The sequence below is a fragment of the Halomonas sp. JB37 genome (assembly GCF_002332255.1).
In the GTDB taxonomy this organism is placed as follows: Bacteria; Pseudomonadota; Gammaproteobacteria; order Pseudomonadales; family Halomonadaceae; genus Vreelandella; species Vreelandella casei.
In genome coordinates this window covers 1,994,553-2,015,769 of the sequence record NZ_NRGW01000001.1, presented here as the reverse complement: position 1 = coordinate 2,015,769, position 21,217 = coordinate 1,994,553, and the positions used below count along the sequence as shown (strand labels likewise).

The following is a 21,217-nucleotide window of genomic DNA, read 5'->3' as shown; positions in this document are numbered from 1 at the left end:
TAAACCTGCCTATCGCTAAAAACACGTACTTTTACGCAGATAATTGCTTTAAAAGCTTCAACACGCTCCCCTTTATGCGCTTTTTTATGTAGTATTTTTACATAACGTCGATATAAGCCATTCCGCTTTTAACAGCCTCTTATAACAAACGGATCGCTCAATGTTTCAGCTGACTCGCAGTGTTACCTGGCAGGCGCTAGATCGCCTACGCGACAAAACAACGAACGACCGCATTCGTGACTACTTCACCCATGACCCCCAGCGTTTTGAGAAAATGAGTTTACGCGTGGGCGGCCTATTTCTTGATTACTCCAAAAATCACGTCTCTGATGAAGTACTCGCTAAGCTGATTGAACTGGCAGACCACTCCGCGCTAGTTCAACGCCGCGCGCAGATGTTCTCTGGTGACATTATCAACGTCACCGAAAATCGCCCGGTACTGCATACCGCGCTGCGTAATCTCAGCGATGACCCGGTGTATGTCGATGGCGAAGACGTAATGCCGGAGATCACGCGGACTCGCGAGCAGATCAAGCAATTCTCAGAAACGGTCCGTAGCGGCGAATGGAAAGGCTACAGCGGCAAACCGATCAAGGACGTGGTTAATATCGGGATTGGCGGCTCGGACCTTGGCCCTAATATGGCCGTGCGCGCGCTGCTTAAATATCGCCACCCCGAAATGCACTTTCACTTTGTCTCTAACGTGGACGGCACTCATATACAGAAGGTGCTTTCACGGCTTGACCCTGCCACAACGCTGTTCATTGTTTCCACCAAGACCTTCTCAACCCAGGAAACGCTGCTCAATGCCAAAACCGCACGGCGCTGGTTCCTGGAAAACGCCGGTGATGATGCCGATATAGGCGCCCACTTTGTGGCTGCTTCCACCAACCGCAAAGCGGCCATGGAATTCGGCATTCGCGAAGAGAACGTATTCGAATTCTGGGCCTGGGTCGGCGGGCGTTACTCCATGTGGTCGTCGATTGGGCTACCGATTGCGCTTTCCATCGGTTTCGAGGGTTTTATCGAGCTATTGGAAGGCGCTCACGAGATGGATAATCACTTTATCCATGCGCCCCTCTCGGAAAATATGCCGGTATTGATGGCACTGATCGGTATTTGGTACATCAACTTTATTGGTGCTGAAACCCAAGCCATAGTGCCCTACGACCAGGCGCTAAATCAGCTGCCCTCTTTTTTGCAGCAGCTGGATATGGAGTCAAACGGCAAGTCTGTGGATATATTCGGCCACCCGGTCAACTACAAAACCGGCCCAATTGTTTGGGGTCAAACCGGCTCAAACGGCCAGCATGCGTTCTTCCAACTGCTGCACCAGGGCACGCGCTATGTGCCGATTGATTTCATCGCTTCGCTCAAACCTGAGCCGGGCATGGAAGACCACCACTTCGCCCTACTAACCAACATGCTCGCCCAGGCCAACGCGTTCATGGAAGGCAGCCAGGGTGGCAGCCAGCAAGATCCGTTCAGCTGCCCCGGCAACCGCCCTTCCAGCACGCTGCTGCTGGACGAACTCACGCCCCGCAACCTGGGCGCACTGATTGCGCTTTACGAGCACAAAGTGTTCGTGCAAGGCGTGATCTGGAACATCAACTCGTTCGATCAGTGGGGTGTTCAGCTGGGTAAGCGCATCGCCGGTGAAATCAGCGAACGTATCGATACTAACGCTGCGGATTTTGATGCTTCTACGCAAGGATTATTGGAGTTGGTGCGGGCGCATTTTCCGGGTGGCGGTTCCGAGGAGAATGCCCAAGCTGAAAGTGGTAAGAAGATAAATAAGAAGAATGAATCGCCCCAGGTTTCGTAGACACCTCCAGGCCTTATACTAAAGGTATCTAGGAGGAACCATGAGCCATCCCCGCTACACTGAAGAATTCAAAATCGAAGCCGTCAAACAGGTGGTAGAGCGCGGCCATCGCGTGGCCGAGGTCGCTGAGCGGCTAGGCGTGTCAGGGCACAGCTTGTACAACTGGATCAAGCGCTACGATAAGCCGGTAGAACAACGGCAAGAAGATGATGATCTCCAAGCTGAAAACCGTCGTTTGAAGGCCGAACTCAAACGCGTATCAGAAGAGCGAGACATATTAAAAAAGGCCACCGCGTACTTCGCCAGGGAGTCCGACTGAGGTACGCGTTTATTCAAAATTATGCGAGCCAATACGCGGTACGTCGCTTGTGTCAGATGATGGCCGTGCATCCCAGCGGTTACTACGCATGGTGTAAAAAAGCGCTCTCTAATCGAGCTCGGGAAGATGAGCGCCTACTGGGATTGATCAAGCACTCCTGGCTTGAAAGTGGCGGTGTATATGGCTATCGCAAGGTCTACCAGGACTTGCGTGAAGCTGGCGAAACTTGCGGGAAGCACCGTGTGGCGCGTCTTATGAGTAGGGAAGGTTTACGCTCTCAGACGGGCTATCGACGACGCCCTGGCGGCTATGGCGGTGGAAAAGCGGCTGTTGTATCCCCTAACCATTTAGCCCGTCAGTTTGAAGTAACAGCGCCAAATATTGCTTGGGTGACGGACATCACGTACATCCGCACTTACGAAGGCTGGCTTTACTTAGCGGTAGTTATCGACCTGTTTTCTCGTCAAGTGGTTGGCTGGTCGATGAAGTCTCGCATGACCACGGAGTTGGTACTGGATGCTTTGTTATCAGCAGTCTGGCGACGCAAGCCACAAGGAACGGTGATGGTGCATTCGGATCAAGGAAGCCAGTTTAGCAGTGGAGACTGGCAAAGCTTTCTGAAAGCGAATCACTTGGTAGGCAGCATGAGCCGACGTGGTAACTGTCATGACAACGCCGTTGCTGAAAGCTTCTTTCAACTTCTCAAGCGAGAGCGAATCAAGCGACAGATTTATTCAACACGCGAAGCGGCTAGATGTGACGTGTTCAATTACATTGAAATGTTTTACAACCCAAAGCGCCGACACGGCACAAGTGATAACTTGTCACCGGTTGAGTATGAAAGGCGTTACTTCAAGAGCCTAACGGGTGTCTAGAATATCCGGGGCGATTCAATACTCCTTTGTTCATTTCTTACCTCGTATTGCATAACAGTGATTATATACCCGGCTGCATAACCTCAATGAACGTGCTGTCGCGTTGATTGAGGTTATCTAGCCGCTTAGATCAAATCTACCTCATTGATTCTATTGCTAGCAAAGCAAATTCTGGCTGCCTATCCAAAATTCGTGTGCTTTCTCGCTTTGCCTGCAGCTCATGCGATTAAGGGCTGCGATCAGCGTCCTACCTCCATGTAGGAGCAGTCGAGCCAGAGCCCTATTGATTAGCTACGTGGCCGGCTTAACAAATAGTTGAGATGTGCCTGCACTTCTGGCCACTCTCCCCTGTGCAGGCTATACATCACGGTGTCGCGAATAGTGCCATCTCGGCGCAGCTTGTGGCCGCGTATGACACCATCCTTTTTAGCCCCCAGGCGCTCAATGGCACGTTGGCTTGCGTAGTTGAAGTTGTCGGTGCGCCAGCCAACCACTTTACAACCCAACGTATCGAAAGCATGTGTTAACACCAGCAGCTTGCAGGTGGTATTAATATGGGTACGCTGCGCGCGTTTGGCATACCAGGTGTGGCCAATCTCTATCCGTTTTACCTCAGGTAAGATGTCGTGATAGCTCGTCGTGCCCAGCACAGTACCGCTGGCCTCATCCATGACAGCAAAAGCAAAGCGGTGGCCTGCCTCACGGTCTTTCAAGGCGGTTTCAATAAAGGCGCTTGTTTCATCGGGCGAAGGCACCGATGTGACGCGTAGATTCCACAACTCGCCATCGGCGGCAGCGGCGCGCAGGCCAGCTTCGTGATCGTGCGCTAATGGCTCAAGCTTTACACCGTGCGCGTTAAGGGTGACAGCGCTTACGTAAGTCATATCTATCCACACGCCTCTTATATTTGGCAGTCGAAAAACAGCAATTAGTCGATATTACTAAAATAAGATTCGAAATAGTCGATAATGCCTATTAATAACACGAAGAATTGGTCATGGCGGTCGGCATTTACACGTTGGGTTATTACAATGCTTTGCTTAGCCAAGCGCCACTGGTTGACGCGAGCAGGACCACTCGGTGATTGCCGGTACTCATATAAGCGTTTAATTTAGCCATGTCCAGAGACGCAGACGCCGGAACTATAGAGTTCCGGCGCCGGTGCAGTCAGATAAAAATTACTACTGGATGTTTAAGCCTAATGCTTAAAGCGTATTTTTATACGCCACGCCCCCTTTCATGATAAGCATCAGTTGCTCATCCGGCTCAGTAAGCACAGTGATATCGTCCAGGGGGTTATCTTTAAGGATAATCACGTCACCACGGGCGCCAGGAATGATTTCACCAAAATCGCCCGTATGGCCGTAGGCATCGGCCGCGTGACTGGTGGCCGCACGGATCAGCTCATCGGCAGGTACCACCGCTTTGCGAAGGTGGAACTCATTGAGCTGATGGCGCTGCATACGACCCAAAAGGTCAGAACCGTAGAGCATTTTCACCCCAAAGCGCTGGGCCATTTCAAGGGCTTTGCCGCCGGCCTCAAGCACTTCAAATACTTTTCGCTGCAGCTCTTCGGCCATCCCTGCTTCAACGCCTTCTTTCGCTAGCGCATCGTAAGTACACAGCGTCGGCGTCAAATAAGCATCATGTTCGAGGAACAGGCGGCAGCTCTCTTCGTCCATAAGGTTACCGTGCTCGATGGTTTTAACGCCGCGAGGCAGCAGTCGATTAATAGCACGCGCAGTATAAGCATGTGCCATGGTATGAATATTGGCAGCAATCGCCTCTTCTACAATGGCATCAATTTCTTCAAGTGAGAACTGCGTGCTATCGATACGATCCGTTGGCGATGATACGCCACCTGACGCCATGATCTTAATCTGAGTAGCGCCCTTGCGAATCTCATCGCGTGCGGCATGTCGTACTTCACTGACACCGTCACATACACGGCCCAGACCTGCGCAGCAGAAGCAGCCTTCAAAGGTTTGCTGGCCTGGCCCACGCATATCCCCGTGGCCACCGGTTTGCGAGAGAGCTCGCCCAGCGTACATGATGCGTGGCCCGGCCAGCGTCCCTTCGTCTACCGCTTTGGCAAGGCCGTAATCCGCGCCACCTGCATCACGCACAGTGGTAAAGCCGCGCATCAGCATGGCTTCAAGCAGCTCACTAGACTTGGCGCCCACGTAAAACGGCGAAAGCGTGCCTAGGAGCGCAAAGTTGGGCGTGATAGCGGTTACGTGTACGTGGGAGTCCACCAAGCCCGGCATCAAATAGCGACCTTTGACATCGATCACCTGATCGTCGTCGCCTTCAAGCGGCGTTGCGCTTACCGCGTCGATGCGGCCATCTTTAATACGCACCTGATGATTAGGGAGCACTTTACCGTTGCGTGAATCGATAACGTTGGCGTTGATAAAACGAATTGCTGTCATGTGTGTTCCTTATTGAGAAAGCGTCAGAACATTTTCTGCGGAAGATAAAGCGAAAGCGCGGGAATCAATACGATGAGTAATAGTGCGACGATGTCCATGACGATAAACCAGCTCACGCCCTTAAAAACTTCGCTAAGCGTAACGCTGTTGCCCAGGGCACCCTTGATGACATAAACGTTAAGGCCGATGGGCGGAGTCACTAACCCGATTTCCAGGAGCTTAACCACGATAATGCCAAACCAAATCAAATTAAGGTCTGCACCTTCGACCAAAGGGAGTATCAGCGGCAGCGTTAGAAGCAGCAGACCAATTGAGTCGATAAACATTCCGAGCACAAGATAGATCAGCGCTACCGCCAGAATGATCCACCATGTTTCAGTACTGACACCCAGAATCAACTCAGCGAATGCAGCAGGTACACCGCTCATGGCCAAGAAACGGGTAAAAAAGAGCGACCCAATCAAGATAATGAAAATGCTCGCCGTGCTGACTGCGGTTTGCGTAACGGCTTCACGAACAGCTTCAAGGGTCAGGGTACGTCGAGCCAAGGCAATTAATGCGGCAATGGTAGTTCCTACCGCTCCAGCTTCGGTAGGTGAAAAGACTCCCAGGAAGATCCCCCCAAGCACGGAGCCAATGAGCAATGGCAGTGGCCAAATATGTTTGAACGCCTCCCATTGTTCATTCCACGTCGAGTGAATATCAGTATCACCCGCGAGCTTCGGATTCAGCTTGGTCCTCACCATAATCATGCCGATATATAACAGCGCAGAAACTACGCCTGGGATGAAGCCTGCCATAAACAGCTGGCCGACTGACACTTGGGCATAAACACCATAAAGCACCAGCAATACGCTTGGTGGAATCAGTGAACCCAGTGTCCCAGAAGCAGCTACGGTGCCGGTGGCAAGCCCCTTGTCGTAGTTGTGTTTGAGCATTTCGGGTACAGCGATGCGCGACATGGCCGCGGATGTTGCTACACTAGAGCCAGACGCAGCCGCAAAAAAGGCAGAGGCCATCACGCTGGAAACGGCCAAGCCTCCCGGAAGACGCGCTAGGTAAAGACGCATGGCCTGAAATAAGCCTTGCGTCATATTGGTAGTGGTACACAAATAGCCCATGAATAAAAACATAGGCGCGGCGGTTAATTCCCAAGTGCCTGCAAAATCGAAAGGAGTGGCAGAAATCATCCCCCATGCCACGCGCATACTGGTCATTTCGCCTATACCGATAATCGATACTAGGCCAAGGGCAATGCCGATTGGCACCCGCAGGGCGATCAGGGCCAAGGCGATGGCGATACCCGCCACACCTATCTCGATGTTAGTCATTGATTAGCTCCTACAGCGCTTGGCGTTGCTGCACTGCCTTTATCATATTGGCGAGAATGGCCAGACACATGGCGGCAAAACCGACGGGTAATGCCCAACGACTAGGCCACAAATAGAACGTGAAGTTGGCCATGGCAGTTTCCATACGAACCGTGGCACGAACTGCATCGAGATAGCTCTGGTAACAAAGCATGCCAAAATACACAAGGCCCAGAGCACCGGCAAAGAGGTAAAACGCTAGCTGTACAGTAGGCGAACACCTGCCCACAAAAACATCAACGCTAATATGCTCGCGTTTTAATTCAACGTAAGCAATTGGCAGGAAAATCACCGCGACCATATAGTAGAAAGAGACGAACTCCAGCGTGCCGGCAAACGATTTTCCAAAGAAATAGCGCAGTCCGACATCAAGTGAGACATGCAGTGCCATTAGTACTAAAAAGAAGGCAGCGAGTACCAACGTGCTCTTAGCGACCCACTGGGATAAGCGTTCAATACTGTTCGCGATCATGCTGTTCTGCCCCTCTCGGAATCTGTAGTCGAGAAACCAAGCTTCATAAGAGTTTCCTTCCAAAACAGCAACATATCACGATAAAGCTCAGGATCATCACGCCAAATGCTCTGTGCACCCATCCCTCTCATCATGCATAAAGTGGCGTTCAAGGCGACACGATTTTGATGAGAAGTGTGCTCAGCACTAGCGACTAACTGCTCCCATATATATTCAAGTGATGTGTTGAATTTGATCCCTAATGGAGCTAGCACTTTCATTAAGTTAGGGTCAGTTCGCGCATTGGTAAGATATTCTAGCGTCACCATATACAGGTCGCCCTTGAAGTGCTCATGCAAGGCTTTTAATAGACTATCAAAGTCCAAGGCACCCTCTTTGACCCCATTAGCCATGATTCGAACGCTCTCAACCTCCCTGCTTAGCAGGTCTTCAAGCGCCGACTGCATTAACAGCGTCTTAGATGGGTAGTGATGTACGAGAGCACCGCGAGAAACGCCAGCCTGACGAGCGATGTCAACGGTCGATGTAGCGCGGATGCCATTCTCAAGAATACATTCAATAGTCGCCTGTATAACGCGAGCCTGGGTGTGACGTGAGCGCTCTTCCTGATTTTGTCGTTTAGTCATATAGCGCACTCTTTTATCGTATTAGCATTGACTGCCCATTAGGGCAGCCAATGACGGCAAAATTAATAAATGCCGTAGTCAGCGGGTAGCTTATTATAAATTTCTTGCATAGCTAGCTCGGCAAGCGCCTCTTCATCATTACGATCAACGTCGCTGAGTAAACTTTCCCACTTTTCGTAAGTGGCGAGGAAATCATCAATTAGCGCTTCTGGATCTTCCACACCGTATTGATCACGGGCCTTATCGTAAACATTTGCCAATGCCTCATCACGGAAAGCCACCACAGATGCCATTAGATCTTCTTCCGGCTCATAGATGTTATTGCCAAGCTTGATCGCTTCTTCGATAGCTGCCTCTGACGCATTAATATACTGCACAACCATACGCGTCATTGCATGAGCGGTAGCTTCTTTGAACACATCACGCTGCTCGTCATTAAGGTTTGACCAGAAATCTTCGTTGAAGCCCCACTGAGGGCCGGACCAGTACATGCCGGTGGGCAGCAGCGTGGTGTGCTCAGCCACTTCCCATAGGGAGCGATCAATCAAGTCATTAGCCGCGTTGGTTGCACAATCCAGCGAGCCTCGATCAAGGCCACTATACATTTCACTCGAAGGAACATTGACAGGCGTGCCGCCGGCTTGTTCGACCCAGGCAGACACCGTTGAGCCCGCAGTGCGGATCCGTTTACCGCGTAATTCTTCAAGGTTTCGAACCGGTTCGCGGCAGAACATGACATAAGGCGGGGTGCTGTAGGCGCCGAGATAAACGATATTCAGGCCTTCCCATTCGGCTAGTTGAATGGGGTTGTTAAGGCTGAAATCGGTAACGGCCAGTATGCTGACTAACGGATCATCGTAGTTAAAGCCCAGCTCCTGAACGGCATTCGCTACTGGCATTTCAGACGGAGTAAAAATAGCAGCATGATGCGCCACCTGAACGATATTATCCTGAATGCCCTGCAAATTAGCACGAGGTGCTAGCAGTACAGTCCCGGTATACACCTCGGGTTGAAGCTCCCCGTTAGACAGTTCTTTAACCATCTCTGCCCATTCGATATAGCCGTAACGAGAGAAAGGGTGTTGTTGATCATAAAACGAATTGGCAATAAATGAAGTTGAAGCTTGAGTAGAACTAGCTGTTACAGGTAAAGCTAAAGCTGTTACCGCCAGTGTTATTACATTGCGCTTGAAGTTCATATATCAGTCTCCTGACCGAATTAATCGGCTTTTTTTAGTGTTATATTATTTCATTATTTTTAATAACACATTGCCTAGCGGTGTATGTGTGCTGTTAAATCTAAACGCGAAGAATAATAAAAACAAGCACGACTGTTTGTTTTTATTATTCACTATCAAAAGATGCCTAGTAAGCTTATGAATACAAGAGAAAATAAAATAAAATTGGATATGGCGGGTACGTGGCGAGGTATTCTCATGATGCTGCCTTTGGCCACTTTCACGGTGGCCTTTGGCCTAGCCTTCGGCGTAGCAGCTATCCATGCAGGCATCACTCATTGGGAAGCGATATTAATGAGCATGTTTGTATTTGCTGCTCCCTCACAGTTTGCGGCACTTGAACTATGGACAACGCCGCTGCCCCTTCTGGCCCTAGCAATGACGACCATGGCCATTCATACCCGACACCTATTAATGAGTGCATCTCTTTATCCTTGGCTCAAACCATTACCTCTACTGCAGCAATTTGGCGTCATTTTCATGTTAACGGATTCCAATTGGGCCATGGCACTGGGCGAATATCAGCGCGGAGAGCGCAATATTGGCATTCTCCTAGGAGGAGGTATCGCGTTATGGACTGCCTGGGTAATAGGTACGGGTATCGGCTTGGCATTTGGCGGTGGTATCCATCAACCTGAACGCTTTGGTCTTGACGTGATCATGCTATGTTTTCTGCTTGTGATCGTGATAGGTGGTAACCCAAAGCTAGTAATGATTCTTCCATGGTTAGCAGCAGCCCTCAGTGCGCTGCTAGCCTATTGGTGGCTACCGCCCTATCTACATGTACTGGTCGGCGCACTGACAGGAGGAATGGTCGCCATATTACTTCCCAAACGCTGGTATAAGGCGGGTATTTTGTGAGCTCATCACCATTATGGCAATCGCTATTAGCCATCATGATGATGGTAGCTATAGGCTACGGGTCTCGAATTTTGGGGCTCCTCATTATGGCCCGTATACCATTAAGCCCTAACATTCGCCTGTTTATTGATGCCATGTCTAGCTCGGTGCTTATTGCCATCATCACCCCCATCATTGTGCATGGTGACGGAGGAACCCGGTTTGCCGCTTTAATGGCAGGTGCTGTCGCTATTATCTTAAAAAGTCCTCTAGCATCAATTGCCGTTGGCATTATATGTGCGGCAAGCTGGCGCTGGTGGTTTGTAACATAATGAATTGCTAGGGTGATTCAGGGCACGGCACAACGCTCGATAATGTCACCAGAAGTGCCGTCAGCCAGATGGCTGAGCAGTATACCCTCAGACCCTGAGCCAGAGCCTTTTGTCCACCACTCTAAATCGTCACTCACATAACGCGCACCGCTGCCAGAAACTGCAATTTGCATACTGTAGCTTCGGCCTTTGTACTGCACTCTCGCCGTGTCTGCTGAGGGGTAGGCGGCGGCTATCGTTTCACCGCTCTCGCACTCATAGCTATGCATAATAGATTCTGGAAGTGTCGCGGCAGATGCTTGAGCATCAACTTGATTTTGGGCTGAATTTGCACAGCCCGAAATGAACAAAATTGAAGTAATCGTTAGCGGAACGAAGATTTTCACATGAGCCTCCCGGTGGTTGAGATGCGGGCTAATCCACACTATATAATACTGTAGCCAGTGCGGGATTGTTACCGTCCGCCCGCCACATCAATAAATGATCCCGTCACATAAGAAGCTTCCTCCGAAAGCAACCATGCGATGCTATTCGCTACCTCCTCAGCGGTACCGCCACGCTGCATAGGAATCTGCGGTGCTAAACGGTCAACACGACCTGGCTCGCCCCCATCGGCATGCATATCAGTGTAGATAGATCCAGGGCGAACGGCGTTGACACGAATACCCAAGGCGGCAACTTCTAAAGATAAGCCTTTAGTCAGCGTGTCCATGGCGCCTTTCGAGACGGCGTAGTCAACGTACTCAAAGGGCGAGCCTGTTTGTGAGGCACGCGAAGAGACATTGACGATCGCACTGCCTTGCCTAAAGCGCCGGATAGCTTCTCTGCAACACAGAAAACAGCTGTCCACGTTACTACCCATCACCTGTTTGAAGCGCTCAAAGTCAATATCAACAAACTTGGATTGCGTAAACAAAATACCCGCATTGTTAACCAAGTGGGTCACACTGCCAAAGTGAGCCTCTGCCGCATCAAACAAGCGAATAACGTCGGCTTCCTTGCTGACATCGGCTTGGTAAGCAAAGGCTCTACCTCCGCCACGTATAATGGAATCAACCACCTCATGTGCTCGCTCTTGGTTAGCAAGATAGTTAACACACACCGCATAGCCTTTAGCGCCTAGCAGTAATGAGGTCGCTGCCCCAATACCACGGCTGCCTCCTGTCACGATGACTACTTTCGACATAATGCTTCCTCAGTAACGCGTTAATGGTCAGTTCATTCAAATACCTTAACGTCGTAATAGCGACTTGGGTAGCGTCGTGTTCCCGGCATCATACGCTCAGCAACTAGCTGGCTATTGATTTTTTCTCACTCCGCAACTACTGTATATAAAACCAATAAAGAGGTGAATACATGGCATCTCTTGGCCAGCCTATCCAGCCAACTATCTACAAGGGCCGCGGCGCGACGTATGATCCGCACAACCGCTTCGCGCCGACCCAAAGCATTGCAGACGACGACGGCTGGTGGCGCGAGGAAACCTCCACGACCATTGCCACCGAAGTGCGGGAAGAAGTGAGCAAGAGTGCGCTGTCGTGGAATAAATCGCCGGACTTACCCTTTGATCGCTCGTTAAACCCTTATCGTGGCTGCGAGCATGGCTGTGTTTACTGCTATGCACGACCTTCCCATGCCTACTGGGACCTATCGCCTGGGTTAGATTTTGAAACCAAGCTGATTGCCCGCAGCGGTTTGGTTGAGCAATTATCGGAGGAGCTTTGCCACCCCAACTATGTGTGCAGGCCAATTAATCTTTCTGGCAATACAGACTGTTATCAACCCTTAGAAGCTACCCAACAAACCACCCGCCGGTTGTTGGAACTACTATTAGCATGCCGCCACCCCGTCACAATTGTGACTAAAAGCACCTTAGTGCTGCGTGATTTAGAGCTATTGGCCGAGATGGCCGAGCACCGTTTAGTACGTGTTTTTGTCAGTTTAACTAGCCTAGATGTCAACTTAAAACGTACCTTAGAGCCACGTGCGGCGTCGCCCCAGGCACGTTTGAGAGCGATACGTGAACTGAATACGGCGGGCATTCCGGTGGGAACGTTGATTTCGCCGGTGATACCAGGGCTTACGGATCACGAAATCGAAAAACTATTAGAAGCGGCCAGCCGCGCCGGTGCACGCACCGCGGCCTGGATGTTGCTGCGCCTGCCCTATGAAGTCGCACCGCTGTTTGAAGCATGGTTGGAAACACACTACCCAGAGCGGGCCGCTAAAGTCCTGAGCCTAATGCGCCAATGCCGGGGCGGGAAGATATACGACGCTCAGTTCGGTAAACGCTTTCGCGGTGAAGGCGTCTTTGCAGATTTGATCGCGCAACGCTTCGCTCGCGCCAGCCGCCAATGGAAGCTGCAGGATCGCACGGAGCAGGGCTTAAACACGCGCGATTTTCGTCCACCACGGGCGCAAGGGGATTTATTCATTTAAGCTAGCTAGCAACGCCAATACGTTTGCTACCAAGGAAGCCCCATGCCCGACCTTAGTAAAACTAAATCAAGCTTTTATAGACGTTTATACGTGGCCCATTTGATCAAACAGGGCATTGCCAGTGTACCTGCCATCATAGAGGCCACCGGCATGCCGCGACGCACTGCTCAGGACACGATAGCATCACTTGCCGAACTGGATATTGAGTGTGTCTTTACTAAAGATGACGGCCAACGCCATAACATTGGCCGTTACCAGATTCGAGATTGGGGCGCGATTGACCCCTGCTGGGTAGCCACGCATGCTGAGCGGCTAAAACAAGTGCTTGGCTATACAGGTTAGCGTAGCAACCTAACTCACTTGAACCTCATAACCCGTGAATTTACGCAGGTTAATCACGCCGCTATCGAGTATCAAATACTGTCCTTTAACCCCCTGTAGCACGCCCTCCACCAGCGGTTGCTTATCAAAGTTATGCGACGCAACTTTTTGTGGGAAAACACTAACCGGGTAGTGAAAATGATGCGCTGGCTGGTCTAACGTGCGAATAGCGTCCACGCCATGAGTATCACGTAGCTGGCTCAAGCCATCAGACAACAGGCTAAGCAAACGGTCACGCTCGGCGCTTAAGTCCATTACGTCGATATCACCTTTAAGCATAGCGCGCCAGTTAGTGCGGTCTGAAACCTGCTCTTTGAACAGCATTTCGACGAACCCTGACTGCTGGCGAGTATCCACTTCAAGAATAGGCAGCGCCTGAATAGCGCCTTGGTCTAACCAACGGGTAGGCATCTGTGTTTTTCGCGTGATGCCTACCTTGAGGCCGGAAGAGTTGGCCAAATACACCGTATGAGGCTGAAAACAATGGCGCTCGCCCCATTCGGGCTCGCGACATGTGCCTTGAAAAAAGTGGCAGGTTTCCGGCTTCATAATACAAGTATCGCACTGCGCTAATCGTTTGAAACACGGATAACAGTGGCCCTGGGCAAAACTTTTTTTCGTGGCTCGACCGCAGTGAGTACATGCAATGGCGCCTGTCCAACGTAGGCTGATCAGCTCACCAATGCGCTCATTAAGCGCAACGCGGTGCTCACCGGCACGTAAATGGTAGACCACTTGGTCATCTTGGTGGCCTGGTACCGCGACCGCCATTTTACTTAAACAGCCTTGCACTGCCGCTTCAATCACGCGTTGCATCCCGAGCCAAGCCAGCCATTTCTGGCGTTACGCCTGCGCCCGTCGCCGCCGCACCGCAGGTGCGCTGCTCTAAATACCCCACCCGATTCTCTTCCGGCACGTTATTTTCAGCCTCAAAACGCATCACGGCTTCCAAGCACAGATCGGTCTGTTCTGGCGTTAGACGGCGGCCATCGGGCCACTTGCGCAGCGACACCGCCTGTTTCAGGCTCTCATAGATCGCCGGGGTCATTTGATTAATCATTTTATCGAAGGTCATTTCGCTCATTGCAGGCCTCTTAACTATTTTTCAAACGGCGGGATGAATAATACCAGCCTGTGACAAGGCCCACGAGTAGCCCGCCCAAATGCGCTTCATTAGCGACATTGCCAAAGCCAACGCTGCCTGCTACCCCTGTCATGGTAAATACCATCCAACCCAGCATAAATACCACTAACATTTGGGGCACAAAAAAGCCGCTTTGGGGTACTCGCCGCGACATTAGCCAAACATGCGCTAACAAGGCATACACCACGCCTGACATACCACCAAACAGCACGGTACCGGTCATATATTGAGCGATGTTCGCACCGATACCGGCAACAATAAGCAGCAACAGCATGGTACGGCTGCCTTGCAAGGCTTCAACCTGACGACCGAAGTACCATACCCACATCAAGTTAAAGATGAGATGCATCAAGCCAAAATGTAGAAAGGCCGGCGATAGCAATCGCCAAACTTGTCCTGAGGCAAGCATTTGCGACAGGTTACCAAACGACAGCTCACCACCAGAAATGCCAACGGGCACAATAGTTAAGGCAACGATTAGCTGATTGCCCAACACTTCGATCAGGGCAAACACCACCAGGCTAAAAACAATCATCAGCGAGGTAACCGGCACTTGGCGCAGCGATGCAAAAGAATGGGCCATAGAACGCGGGTGCTTAGTCGTTTGTTGAAGCGCTAGAGGTTCACCCTGTTTCCACTGTTCGACAAGCGCGGTGAGTTCACCCTGCTGGCGAGGGTCGGCGATCCATAATAGCTGGCCGTCGGCCTCGTCGGTAATCCGGTGACCAATACGATGGCGCCATAATGCTTGGCGCAGTTCGCTGGTATCCGCGTGATCGGGTAAAAGCATCACTGGATGCATAACATCCCTCTAATCAAAGCGCTCGCGGCATATTGACCGCAGCGGGTAGGTGTTCATTGCAACGATGGTAACTAACGCGCTGGAAAGCCAACAGACAGGCAAAAAAAACCGGCGGTAAGGACCGCCGGAGAATAAAAGCAAGGGATCATTCAAGGGAACACTTACTCTGATAGCCGACAGCAGGGTTAGTTCATCTGATTTGCAAAAATTATGTAAAGATATGTAAATTTTAAAAAAAGGCACTAATCGAAATCTATTTCCCATGGTTTGGGAAGCATCCGCTCCTCTCTAGGCACCTTGACCCAAGCAAAGTGATCGGCACTTAACGTCGCCTCTCCACTCCAGCGGTAAGCTACCAAACGCCCATATTTAACCGCGCTATAGTCTAAACAGGCGATATTGTGGGCAGGCAATGCTGGTATACCCTCGCACCAATAATGCCCAATAAATAACGGAGGCTGCTCAGGACCATAATAACTAAGTTGCCGGCGCTCCTGGGCTGATAGTTCGCGAGTTTCGAGATCGCCGGGTAAGTTATCCGGCTGAAAGACGACATCCCCCCACTGCTGCGGCGCCTGAGCCCAAAAATGGGCGCGAAAACTTTGCCGAGTAAATCCGTCACCTGAGTGTATTGCAATGCCGTCAGGTAACGAGACATGCGGGCCTCGGGTCAAGCGATCTAAAATACGAAACGCCTGGGTAGAGGGATCCGTTGATTCCACTAAAAATTGCGTATCCATACAGCAGTCAGGACGGCGTTGTTTAAGCTCGGCAATCAGTTGCTGGTCCCAGCAAGCATGCACCACGCGAATGCCTTCTAACTCTAGGCATAGCGGAATGGTTTTAAACCACGCCAGCGTATCATCCCACTCATTGGTGTAATCACTGTACTGCGCCAGGGTATCTTGAATAATACGGTTATGCCTGGGCGTATGCTCGCGCAGCCACCGTTTATGACTGCCCGCAGGCCCTGGGTGAGTATATGCTAAGGCATTATATTCGTGATTACCCATCACAATATATGCCTCGCCCTGCTCCACCATCCGGCGGGCGATAGTCACCGCTAGGCGAATACGCGGCCCGCGATCAATCAAATCACCCAAGAAAACAACTTTTCGGCGCGGGTGGCGATACACGCCGCGGCTTTGATGATAGCCCAGTTTTTCTAGTAACGAGGCAAGCGTAACGCCGCACCCATGCACATCACCAATCAGGTCGTAGCCTTCTAACCGGGGCTTGCCCTGCGTTTGACGCTGCATGCTTAATCCCCCAACCGATGGCTCCAGCCTAATTTGCTGCGCAGTACTTCGTAGAAATTATGGCCGATAGGATGTACCAGCTGCACTCGCTCAGGCTTGCGTGTAATGACCAGCACATCGTTGGGCTTGGCCACCGCCCGAGTCTGGCCGTCGCAGCTAATATGCGGATAGGTCTGGTTCGTTTCGCCAATGTGAATGCGAATTTCGCTAGCAGCATCAATAACAATGGGCCGACTCGACAGCGTATGAGGAAACATCGGCACCAGCGTCACCACATCAAGCTTTGGATGCATGATCGGCCCGCCGCCCGATAGCGCATAGGCCGTTGAGCCGGTTGGCGTGGCAACAATTAAGCCGTCGCTGCGCTGGCTATAAACAAACTGGCCATCAATAAACAGCTCAAACTCAATCATGCGTACCGCTTTACCCGGATGAAGTACGACTTCATTCAAAGCATCGCCATTACCGACAGCGATCCCGTTACGATAAAGCACCGCATCGAGTAGAAAGCGCTGCTCAATCTCAAACTCGCCTGCCAGCACTTCACCAACGCGGGTTTCCAATTCGTCCGGAGAAATATCGGTTAGAAACCCCAACCGCCCACGGTTAACGCCCAAAATAAGCGTGCCGCTTCGGCACAGTGTGCGCGCCGCACCCAGTAAGCTGCCATCGCCACCGACAACAATGACCAGATCACATAGCTCTCCCAATACGCGACGGCTAGCTTCTGGTTGGCCATGCTTGGGCAAGGCAGTGGCTGTGCGGTCTTCTACCAGCACGCTGTAACCATGCGCGACAAGGTACGTCACCAGCCGCTGAAGGGAGTCGACCACTTTATCGCTACCTAAGCGACCAATCAGCCCAATCGTCTTAAAGGGTTTGTCTGATGGGCCGCCTGCAGTAGGCATAGTGTCTGGTAGTAACGCGTTGCTCATGGGCCGACTCTCGCTAGCATAAGTCGCCATTATGGAGACACCTTACTTGCCGGGCAAATAGGCTGAAGCGTTGTTTGACAATTAGCTGGCCGGCGCTGTCTGCCGACGCTGGCACCACCAGTGGTTTAACCAAAGTGATGCGGCCATAATCAGCGCACCTATCACCAAGCGCGGAATATCCGCATCGCGGTTCCAAATCACCAGGTTAACAATGAGTCCCGCGGGCACTAGCGCATTGTTCATAATGGCTAGGGTGCCCGCATCTACCTTAGTGGCGCCTTGATTCCAAGCAAAGTAACCCACGCCAGAAGCGACAAGGCCCAACCAAGCCAACACGCCCCACTGCACCGGTGTGCTTGGCAATGCCGCGCTGTTGCCAAAGAGTAAATACGCCGGTAGTGCCACAATCATCGCACCAATAAAAAACCAGCCAAACACGTTGTGCCATGCAAGCGTAGGCGGTAAATCAGCCGCTAAACGCCGGTAGCCCACCTGGCCCAAGGCAAAGCAAAGATTGGCCCCTTGCACAACTAAAAAGCCCGTCCAAAAACCGCTATCGATACCGTCATAGCGGATAACCCCCGCTCCAATAACCGCGAGCAGCGCGGTCACAATATAAATCGGCGTAAAGCGGCCAAACAGTAAGTCATCAAGCAGCGCGATATAAATAGGTGTAAAGATGGTGAATAGCAGCACTTCCGGCACTGATAGCAGTAAAAAAGACTGGTAGAAGAAGGTATACATCACTCCCAGCTGCACGGCACCTAACGCCATTAGCGCCAAACGCTGTTTACCTCGCAACAAGCTTGGACGTAAAAAGGGCAGAAATATCAGCATTGCCAGCGATACCCTTAGCAGCACCGCAAAGTAGCTATCGACCTGCCCTGCCAGATAAACACCTATTAGCGAAAAGGAAAAAGCCCAAAGCGCTGTAACGCCAACCAAATACCCCATCGTAAACCCCATTATTTAAATAAGTTTACGCGGATTATACCCAACTACGTCGGCCTGCCAAGCAGTAAACATGCCTCATACAAAAAGGTTAACGTCGCTGCAGCCACCAAAATGCATAGGCAACGCCGGGCAGCCAGCCCGCCACTGTTAACAGCACCGCAATAGCGACACGTTTAGCGCCACCTTGAGTTAAGCCTACCGCTAAGGGCGGCAGCAAAATCGCCAGCGCTTGATAGGCCAGCGCTAAACCCGCGGTTGGCGGGGCTACCTGTTCAGATATTGGGTTCTGCGGCTGCTCCCTGGCGGCGACTAGTGGTGGCGTGAAGTGTTCAACGTCAGCAGAGGCTGGGCGAGCGCGAACCTGTGCCGCCGGCTCTTGAGAAAATCGATGCGCATCTTTGTCAATTTTCTGCTCTAACGTCTCGGCACCTTCCGCAAGATCATCATGGTGGCGCTCCCAATCTTCCCAATCATGGGGCGTCCCGGATTTAGGCCGCTGATCACCGGCACCGCGCGCGCGTTCCCAGGCTTTTTCTTCCAAAGTGTTGGGGCGATCAGGGTCCCGCTCAACGCCTACCCCTTTCCGGTTTAAATACTCACGTGCATCCATCAGAGGGTCCTTTCAGAGTTAAATAATAATTCTTTCATGATGAGAGCCGTGACAGTTTATAAAATTCACTGCTCAAAACGTTGAATAGCACCAGCCTTCCACCGGCGCATAAAAAGCTAATTCAGCTACAGTTTCAACTACAGTCAATAGAGCCGATGATACATTAAGGCCAAGCACGAAGGATTGCCCTTTAACAGCAGTGGCGCTGCACGCGATGAAAAAGGAGTGGCTACGATGAGTACAACCACCATGCATACCTTATCTATGAACAAAACAACTATAAAAAAAGCAACGATGAAAGCAGCACATCCCAGTACCGTTCGCGACATTATGTCTCGGGATTGCTACCGAGTAACACCAGACGCTTCAATTACTACGTTAGCCAAAGGGTTAGCACTGCACCGTTTACCCGGTGCACCGGTGGTTGACGCAGCCGATCGGCTAATAGGCTTTATCTCAGAACAGGACGTTCTAGGGCGAGTGCTCGACAGTATTTATCATGACCACGAAGCACCGCTGGTCAAAGAGCTAATGCGCCATGAAGTACTCAGCGTCTCGCCTAATAAAAGCATTACCGACCTGGCGCAAGAAATGCTTGGTGCCAAGCCAAAAGTGTATCCGGTGGTCGAGCAGCAGCGGTTGGTGGGAATCGTCACCCGGCGTGATATCCTGGTGGCATTGCTGAGCATTCGATGCCACTAACCCGCTATAAAATGTCGGGAGGCACAGAACATAGACAAAAAAAACCGTTACTCGAAGAGTAACGGAAGCAAGGGATCAAAACATATAGAGCCAGAACAACTTTAGCGACTGCTATCGCGATGTTGCCTGTACTAACTCAGACACGCTGTGAAGGAAAAGTTCGCAAAAAAGTAAATTTTCCGTGTAAAGACCACCAAGCGTATAGTTAAGTGACGATTTATTGACCGGCTACGCCTAGTCGCATAAAGCCTACTCGCATAGATAGGAGCTCAGAAAATGGCGCTGTATTTATTAGTGTTCGCGGTGTGCCTACTGGTGATTGGCGCGGTCATTCTCGTGTTAATGTCGTCAAGCACGCCGCGCTACCGCACTGAGCCAAAAGATTTGATCGCTTTGTTCGATAAGGCGCTTAACAGCCAAGTAAGCGAAACAGAGTGGAATGCTACGATCGGCTATCCAATCCGCCATAATGAATATTTGGAAAGCATCCGGCGACGCGGCGAACACTTAATGGAGCGGCATGGAAGGCGCTGGATGATTGCCCAGGGCAAGCCACTGCTTAACCAAGAGGGCCAAGAAGAGCTCAAGGCTCTGCGCGATCATTTGTCCGCTCATACAGCCCTCCGTCAGCAGTAGAGACTGTTCAAAAAAGACTGTTTAAAAGAGCTATGGCGGCTCAGGAGCCCGATTATGCCCAGCACGATTCGTCAGATTCCGCTAGCCAGCGCTACGCATCACCACACGCACGACTTTCATCAGATCGTGATTACGCTGTGTGGCTCATCGGAGTTTGAAATCGAAGGGCTCGGCGGCCGCGTCAATGCATTTTCAGGCTGTATTGTTCCGGCGCACCACGAGCACTACTATTCAGGTTACGGCCATAATCGACAGCTAATCTTTGACCTCCCAGAAGATACCCCCGCATTGACCGGAGAAAACCGTGAGCTGGTGGCGCTATTTGATGCACCGCGCTTTTTTGGCTTAGATAACGCGCTACGTCACTACCTCGCCTTTATGCAAAGCGAGCTTGCTCAAGAGTTTGATACTTCGACTAATTCTTTTCAGCAAGATCGCTTAGCGGCGACAATGCTGGGCGCACTTAAGGCGCGACTGGGCAAAGACACTCATACCAGCCCGAAGCGCTTAAACCTGACACGCATTGATCGCTTCATCCGCCAGCATCTCGCCGATGACATGCGCGTTGCCGATTTAGCGCAGATTGCATGTTTAAGCGAAGCGCATTTCTCCGATTGTTTTCGTGCGCAAACGGGACTCTCTCCCTGGCAATACGTTAAACGGCAGCGGTTGCATGCGGCGCGTGAGCTGATTTTACAAAGTAGGCTTCCTCTTACCGATATCGCGATGCAAACAGGTTTTGCCAATCAAAGTGCGCTTTCACATGCGTTTCGCAGCAGTTATGGATTGTCGCCACGCAAGTTGCGCCAGAGCGATATGGCGCCAGTGAATGTTAGCTCGTCAAATCCCCCATCAGGGCCACTAGCAGGACATTAAAAACTCTACTAAAGTCTTAAAGACTCAGCGCTTGCCGGGGAATTGACACGTTTTACCTTGAAACCAGCATGCACCCAACGTGGTCGCGCTCTACATTCGCTTATTCGCTTGGGCCTAATGCCCTGTTACCCATTCGTTCTGTTCAGACTT

Annotated in this window: 24 protein-coding genes; 9 read left to right on the top strand and 15 right to left on the bottom strand. The window is 51.3% G+C overall.

Features of this window, described 5'->3' with window-relative positions; all coding sequences use genetic code 11:
• The first annotated feature begins 160 nt into the window (after positions 1-160).
• Positions 161-1,825, top strand: a complete 1,665-nt coding sequence (gene pgi, locus CIK78_RS09335) for a glucose-6-phosphate isomerase (protein ID WP_096279364.1) — start codon at positions 161-163, stop codon at positions 1,823-1,825.
• Positions 1,826-1,865: 40 nt separating this feature from the next.
• A protein-coding gene (locus tag CIK78_RS09330) for an IS3 family transposase (protein ID WP_096277116.1) occupies positions 1,866-3,019 on the top strand; the annotation gives its coding sequence in 2 pieces (ribosomal slippage) (positions 1,866-2,103 and positions 2,103-3,019; 1,155 coding nt in all).
• A gap of 287 nt (positions 3,020-3,306) precedes the next feature.
• On the opposite strand, the gene CIK78_RS09325 is transcribed toward CIK78_RS09330, so the two are convergent.
• The 6 genes from CIK78_RS09325 to CIK78_RS09300 all read right to left on the bottom strand — a co-directional run bounded on the left by CIK78_RS09325 (position 3,307) and on the right by CIK78_RS09300 (position 8,962).
• The gene (locus CIK78_RS09325) at positions 3,307-3,903 is read right to left on the bottom strand and encodes a GNAT family protein (RefSeq protein WP_096279362.1); all 597 of its coding nucleotides are present in this window, start codon (positions 3,901-3,903) and stop codon (positions 3,307-3,309) included.
• A gap of 321 nt (positions 3,904-4,224) precedes the next feature.
• Positions 4,225-5,451 (bottom strand): amidohydrolase family protein, encoded by a 1,227-nt coding sequence (locus CIK78_RS09320; protein ID WP_096279359.1) that lies wholly within the window; start codon positions 5,449-5,451, stop codon positions 4,225-4,227.
• A 23-nt stretch (positions 5,452-5,474) separates the two neighbouring features.
• Positions 5,475-6,782 carry a TRAP transporter large permease subunit gene (locus CIK78_RS09315; protein WP_096279357.1) on the bottom strand — a complete coding sequence of 436 codons (1,308 nt, stop codon included), beginning with the start codon at positions 6,780-6,782 and terminating at the stop codon, positions 5,475-5,477.
• Between the two features lie 10 nt (positions 6,783-6,792).
• Complete coding sequence (locus CIK78_RS09310; protein WP_096279355.1) at positions 6,793-7,293, bottom strand: TRAP transporter small permease; 501 nt, start codon at positions 7,291-7,293, stop codon at positions 6,793-6,795.
• Positions 7,290-7,919: a TetR/AcrR family transcriptional regulator gene (locus CIK78_RS09305; RefSeq protein WP_096279353.1), complete on the bottom strand. Its 630-nt coding sequence runs from the start codon at positions 7,917-7,919 to the stop codon at positions 7,290-7,292. The genes CIK78_RS09310 and CIK78_RS09305 overlap by 4 nt, the downstream gene beginning before the upstream one ends.
• Before the next feature lie 62 nt (positions 7,920-7,981).
• Complete coding sequence (locus CIK78_RS09300) at positions 7,982-8,962, bottom strand: C4-dicarboxylate TRAP transporter substrate-binding protein (protein ID WP_225734494.1); 981 nt, start codon at positions 8,960-8,962, stop codon at positions 7,982-7,984.
• Between the two features lie 393 nt (positions 8,963-9,355).
• Between CIK78_RS09300 and CIK78_RS09295 the strand changes: the two genes are divergently transcribed.
• Together CIK78_RS09295 and CIK78_RS09290 are read left to right on the top strand one after the other, a co-directional pair.
• Positions 9,356-10,018, top strand: a complete 663-nt coding sequence (locus tag CIK78_RS09295; RefSeq protein WP_096279348.1) for an AzlC family ABC transporter permease — start codon at positions 9,356-9,358, stop codon at positions 10,016-10,018.
• A complete protein-coding gene (locus CIK78_RS09290) occupies positions 10,015-10,329 on the top strand; it encodes an AzlD domain-containing protein (RefSeq protein ID WP_096279346.1) in 315 nt (104 codons plus the stop codon). Before CIK78_RS09295 ends, CIK78_RS09290 begins: the two co-directional genes overlap by 4 nt.
• Positions 10,330-10,346: 17 nt before the next feature.
• Here CIK78_RS09290 and CIK78_RS09285 read toward each other — a convergent pair whose 3' ends face one another.
• Both CIK78_RS09285 and CIK78_RS09280 read right to left on the bottom strand, forming a co-directional pair.
• Positions 10,347-10,715 carry an MliC family protein gene (locus CIK78_RS09285; RefSeq protein ID WP_176483384.1) on the bottom strand — a complete coding sequence of 123 codons (369 nt, stop codon included), beginning with the start codon at positions 10,713-10,715 and terminating at the stop codon, positions 10,347-10,349.
• A 68-nt stretch (positions 10,716-10,783) separates the two neighbouring features.
• A complete protein-coding gene (locus CIK78_RS09280) occupies positions 10,784-11,515 on the bottom strand; it encodes an SDR family oxidoreductase (protein WP_096279344.1) in 732 nt (243 codons plus the stop codon).
• Between the two features lie 170 nt (positions 11,516-11,685).
• Between CIK78_RS09280 and CIK78_RS09275 the strand changes: the two genes are divergently transcribed.
• Together CIK78_RS09275 and CIK78_RS09270 are read left to right on the top strand one after the other, a co-directional pair.
• Positions 11,686-12,768 carry a PA0069 family radical SAM protein gene (locus tag CIK78_RS09275; RefSeq protein ID WP_096279342.1) on the top strand — a complete coding sequence of 361 codons (1,083 nt, stop codon included), beginning with the start codon at positions 11,686-11,688 and terminating at the stop codon, positions 12,766-12,768.
• Positions 12,769-12,810: 42 nt separating this feature from the next.
• Entirely contained in the window at positions 12,811-13,110 is a 300-nt protein-coding gene (locus CIK78_RS09270; RefSeq protein WP_096279340.1) for a winged helix-turn-helix domain-containing protein, read from the top strand.
• A gap of 9 nt (positions 13,111-13,119) precedes the next feature.
• Here the strand turns inward: CIK78_RS09270 and CIK78_RS09265 are convergent, their stop codons facing one another.
• The 7 genes from CIK78_RS09265 to CIK78_RS09235 all read right to left on the bottom strand — a co-directional run bounded on the left by CIK78_RS09265 (position 13,120) and on the right by CIK78_RS09235 (position 18,853).
• A complete protein-coding gene (locus tag CIK78_RS09265) occupies positions 13,120-13,965 on the bottom strand; it encodes a DUF2797 domain-containing protein (RefSeq protein ID WP_096279338.1) in 846 nt (281 codons plus the stop codon).
• Entirely contained in the window at positions 13,949-14,233 is a 285-nt protein-coding gene (locus CIK78_RS09260) for a DUF1315 family protein (RefSeq protein WP_096279336.1), read from the bottom strand. The genes CIK78_RS09265 and CIK78_RS09260 overlap by 17 nt, the downstream gene beginning before the upstream one ends.
• A gap of 10 nt (positions 14,234-14,243) precedes the next feature.
• Complete coding sequence (locus CIK78_RS09255) at positions 14,244-15,095, bottom strand: rhomboid family intramembrane serine protease (RefSeq protein ID WP_096279334.1); 852 nt, start codon at positions 15,093-15,095, stop codon at positions 14,244-14,246.
• A 242-nt stretch (positions 15,096-15,337) separates the two neighbouring features.
• Entirely contained in the window at positions 15,338-16,354 is a 1,017-nt protein-coding gene (locus CIK78_RS09250) for a metallophosphoesterase (protein WP_096279331.1), read from the bottom strand.
• A gap of 2 nt (positions 16,355-16,356) precedes the next feature.
• Complete coding sequence (locus CIK78_RS09245) at positions 16,357-17,289, bottom strand: NAD(+) kinase (protein WP_225734493.1); 933 nt, start codon at positions 17,287-17,289, stop codon at positions 16,357-16,359.
• An 81-nt stretch (positions 17,290-17,370) separates the two neighbouring features.
• Complete coding sequence (locus CIK78_RS09240; RefSeq protein ID WP_096279329.1) at positions 17,371-18,243, bottom strand: carboxylate/amino acid/amine transporter; 873 nt, start codon at positions 18,241-18,243, stop codon at positions 17,371-17,373.
• A gap of 88 nt (positions 18,244-18,331) precedes the next feature.
• Positions 18,332-18,853 carry a YqaE/Pmp3 family membrane protein gene (locus CIK78_RS09235; RefSeq protein ID WP_096279327.1) on the bottom strand — a complete coding sequence of 174 codons (522 nt, stop codon included), beginning with the start codon at positions 18,851-18,853 and terminating at the stop codon, positions 18,332-18,334.
• Between the two features lie 294 nt (positions 18,854-19,147).
• Between CIK78_RS09235 and CIK78_RS09230 the strand changes: the two genes are divergently transcribed.
• The 3 genes from CIK78_RS09230 (at position 19,148) to CIK78_RS09220 (ending at position 21,067) form a co-directional block, all read left to right on the top strand.
• On the top strand, positions 19,148-19,555 hold the full coding sequence (locus CIK78_RS09230) for a CBS domain-containing protein (protein ID WP_096282334.1): 408 nt from the start codon (positions 19,148-19,150) through the stop codon (positions 19,553-19,555).
• Between the two features lie 276 nt (positions 19,556-19,831).
• Complete coding sequence (locus tag CIK78_RS09225; protein ID WP_096279325.1) at positions 19,832-20,191, top strand: hypothetical protein; 360 nt, start codon at positions 19,832-19,834, stop codon at positions 20,189-20,191.
• Between the two features lie 54 nt (positions 20,192-20,245).
• Positions 20,246-21,067: a helix-turn-helix domain-containing protein gene (locus tag CIK78_RS09220; protein ID WP_096279323.1), complete on the top strand. Its 822-nt coding sequence runs from the start codon at positions 20,246-20,248 to the stop codon at positions 21,065-21,067.
• The last annotated feature ends 150 nt before the right edge of the window (positions 21,068-21,217 follow it).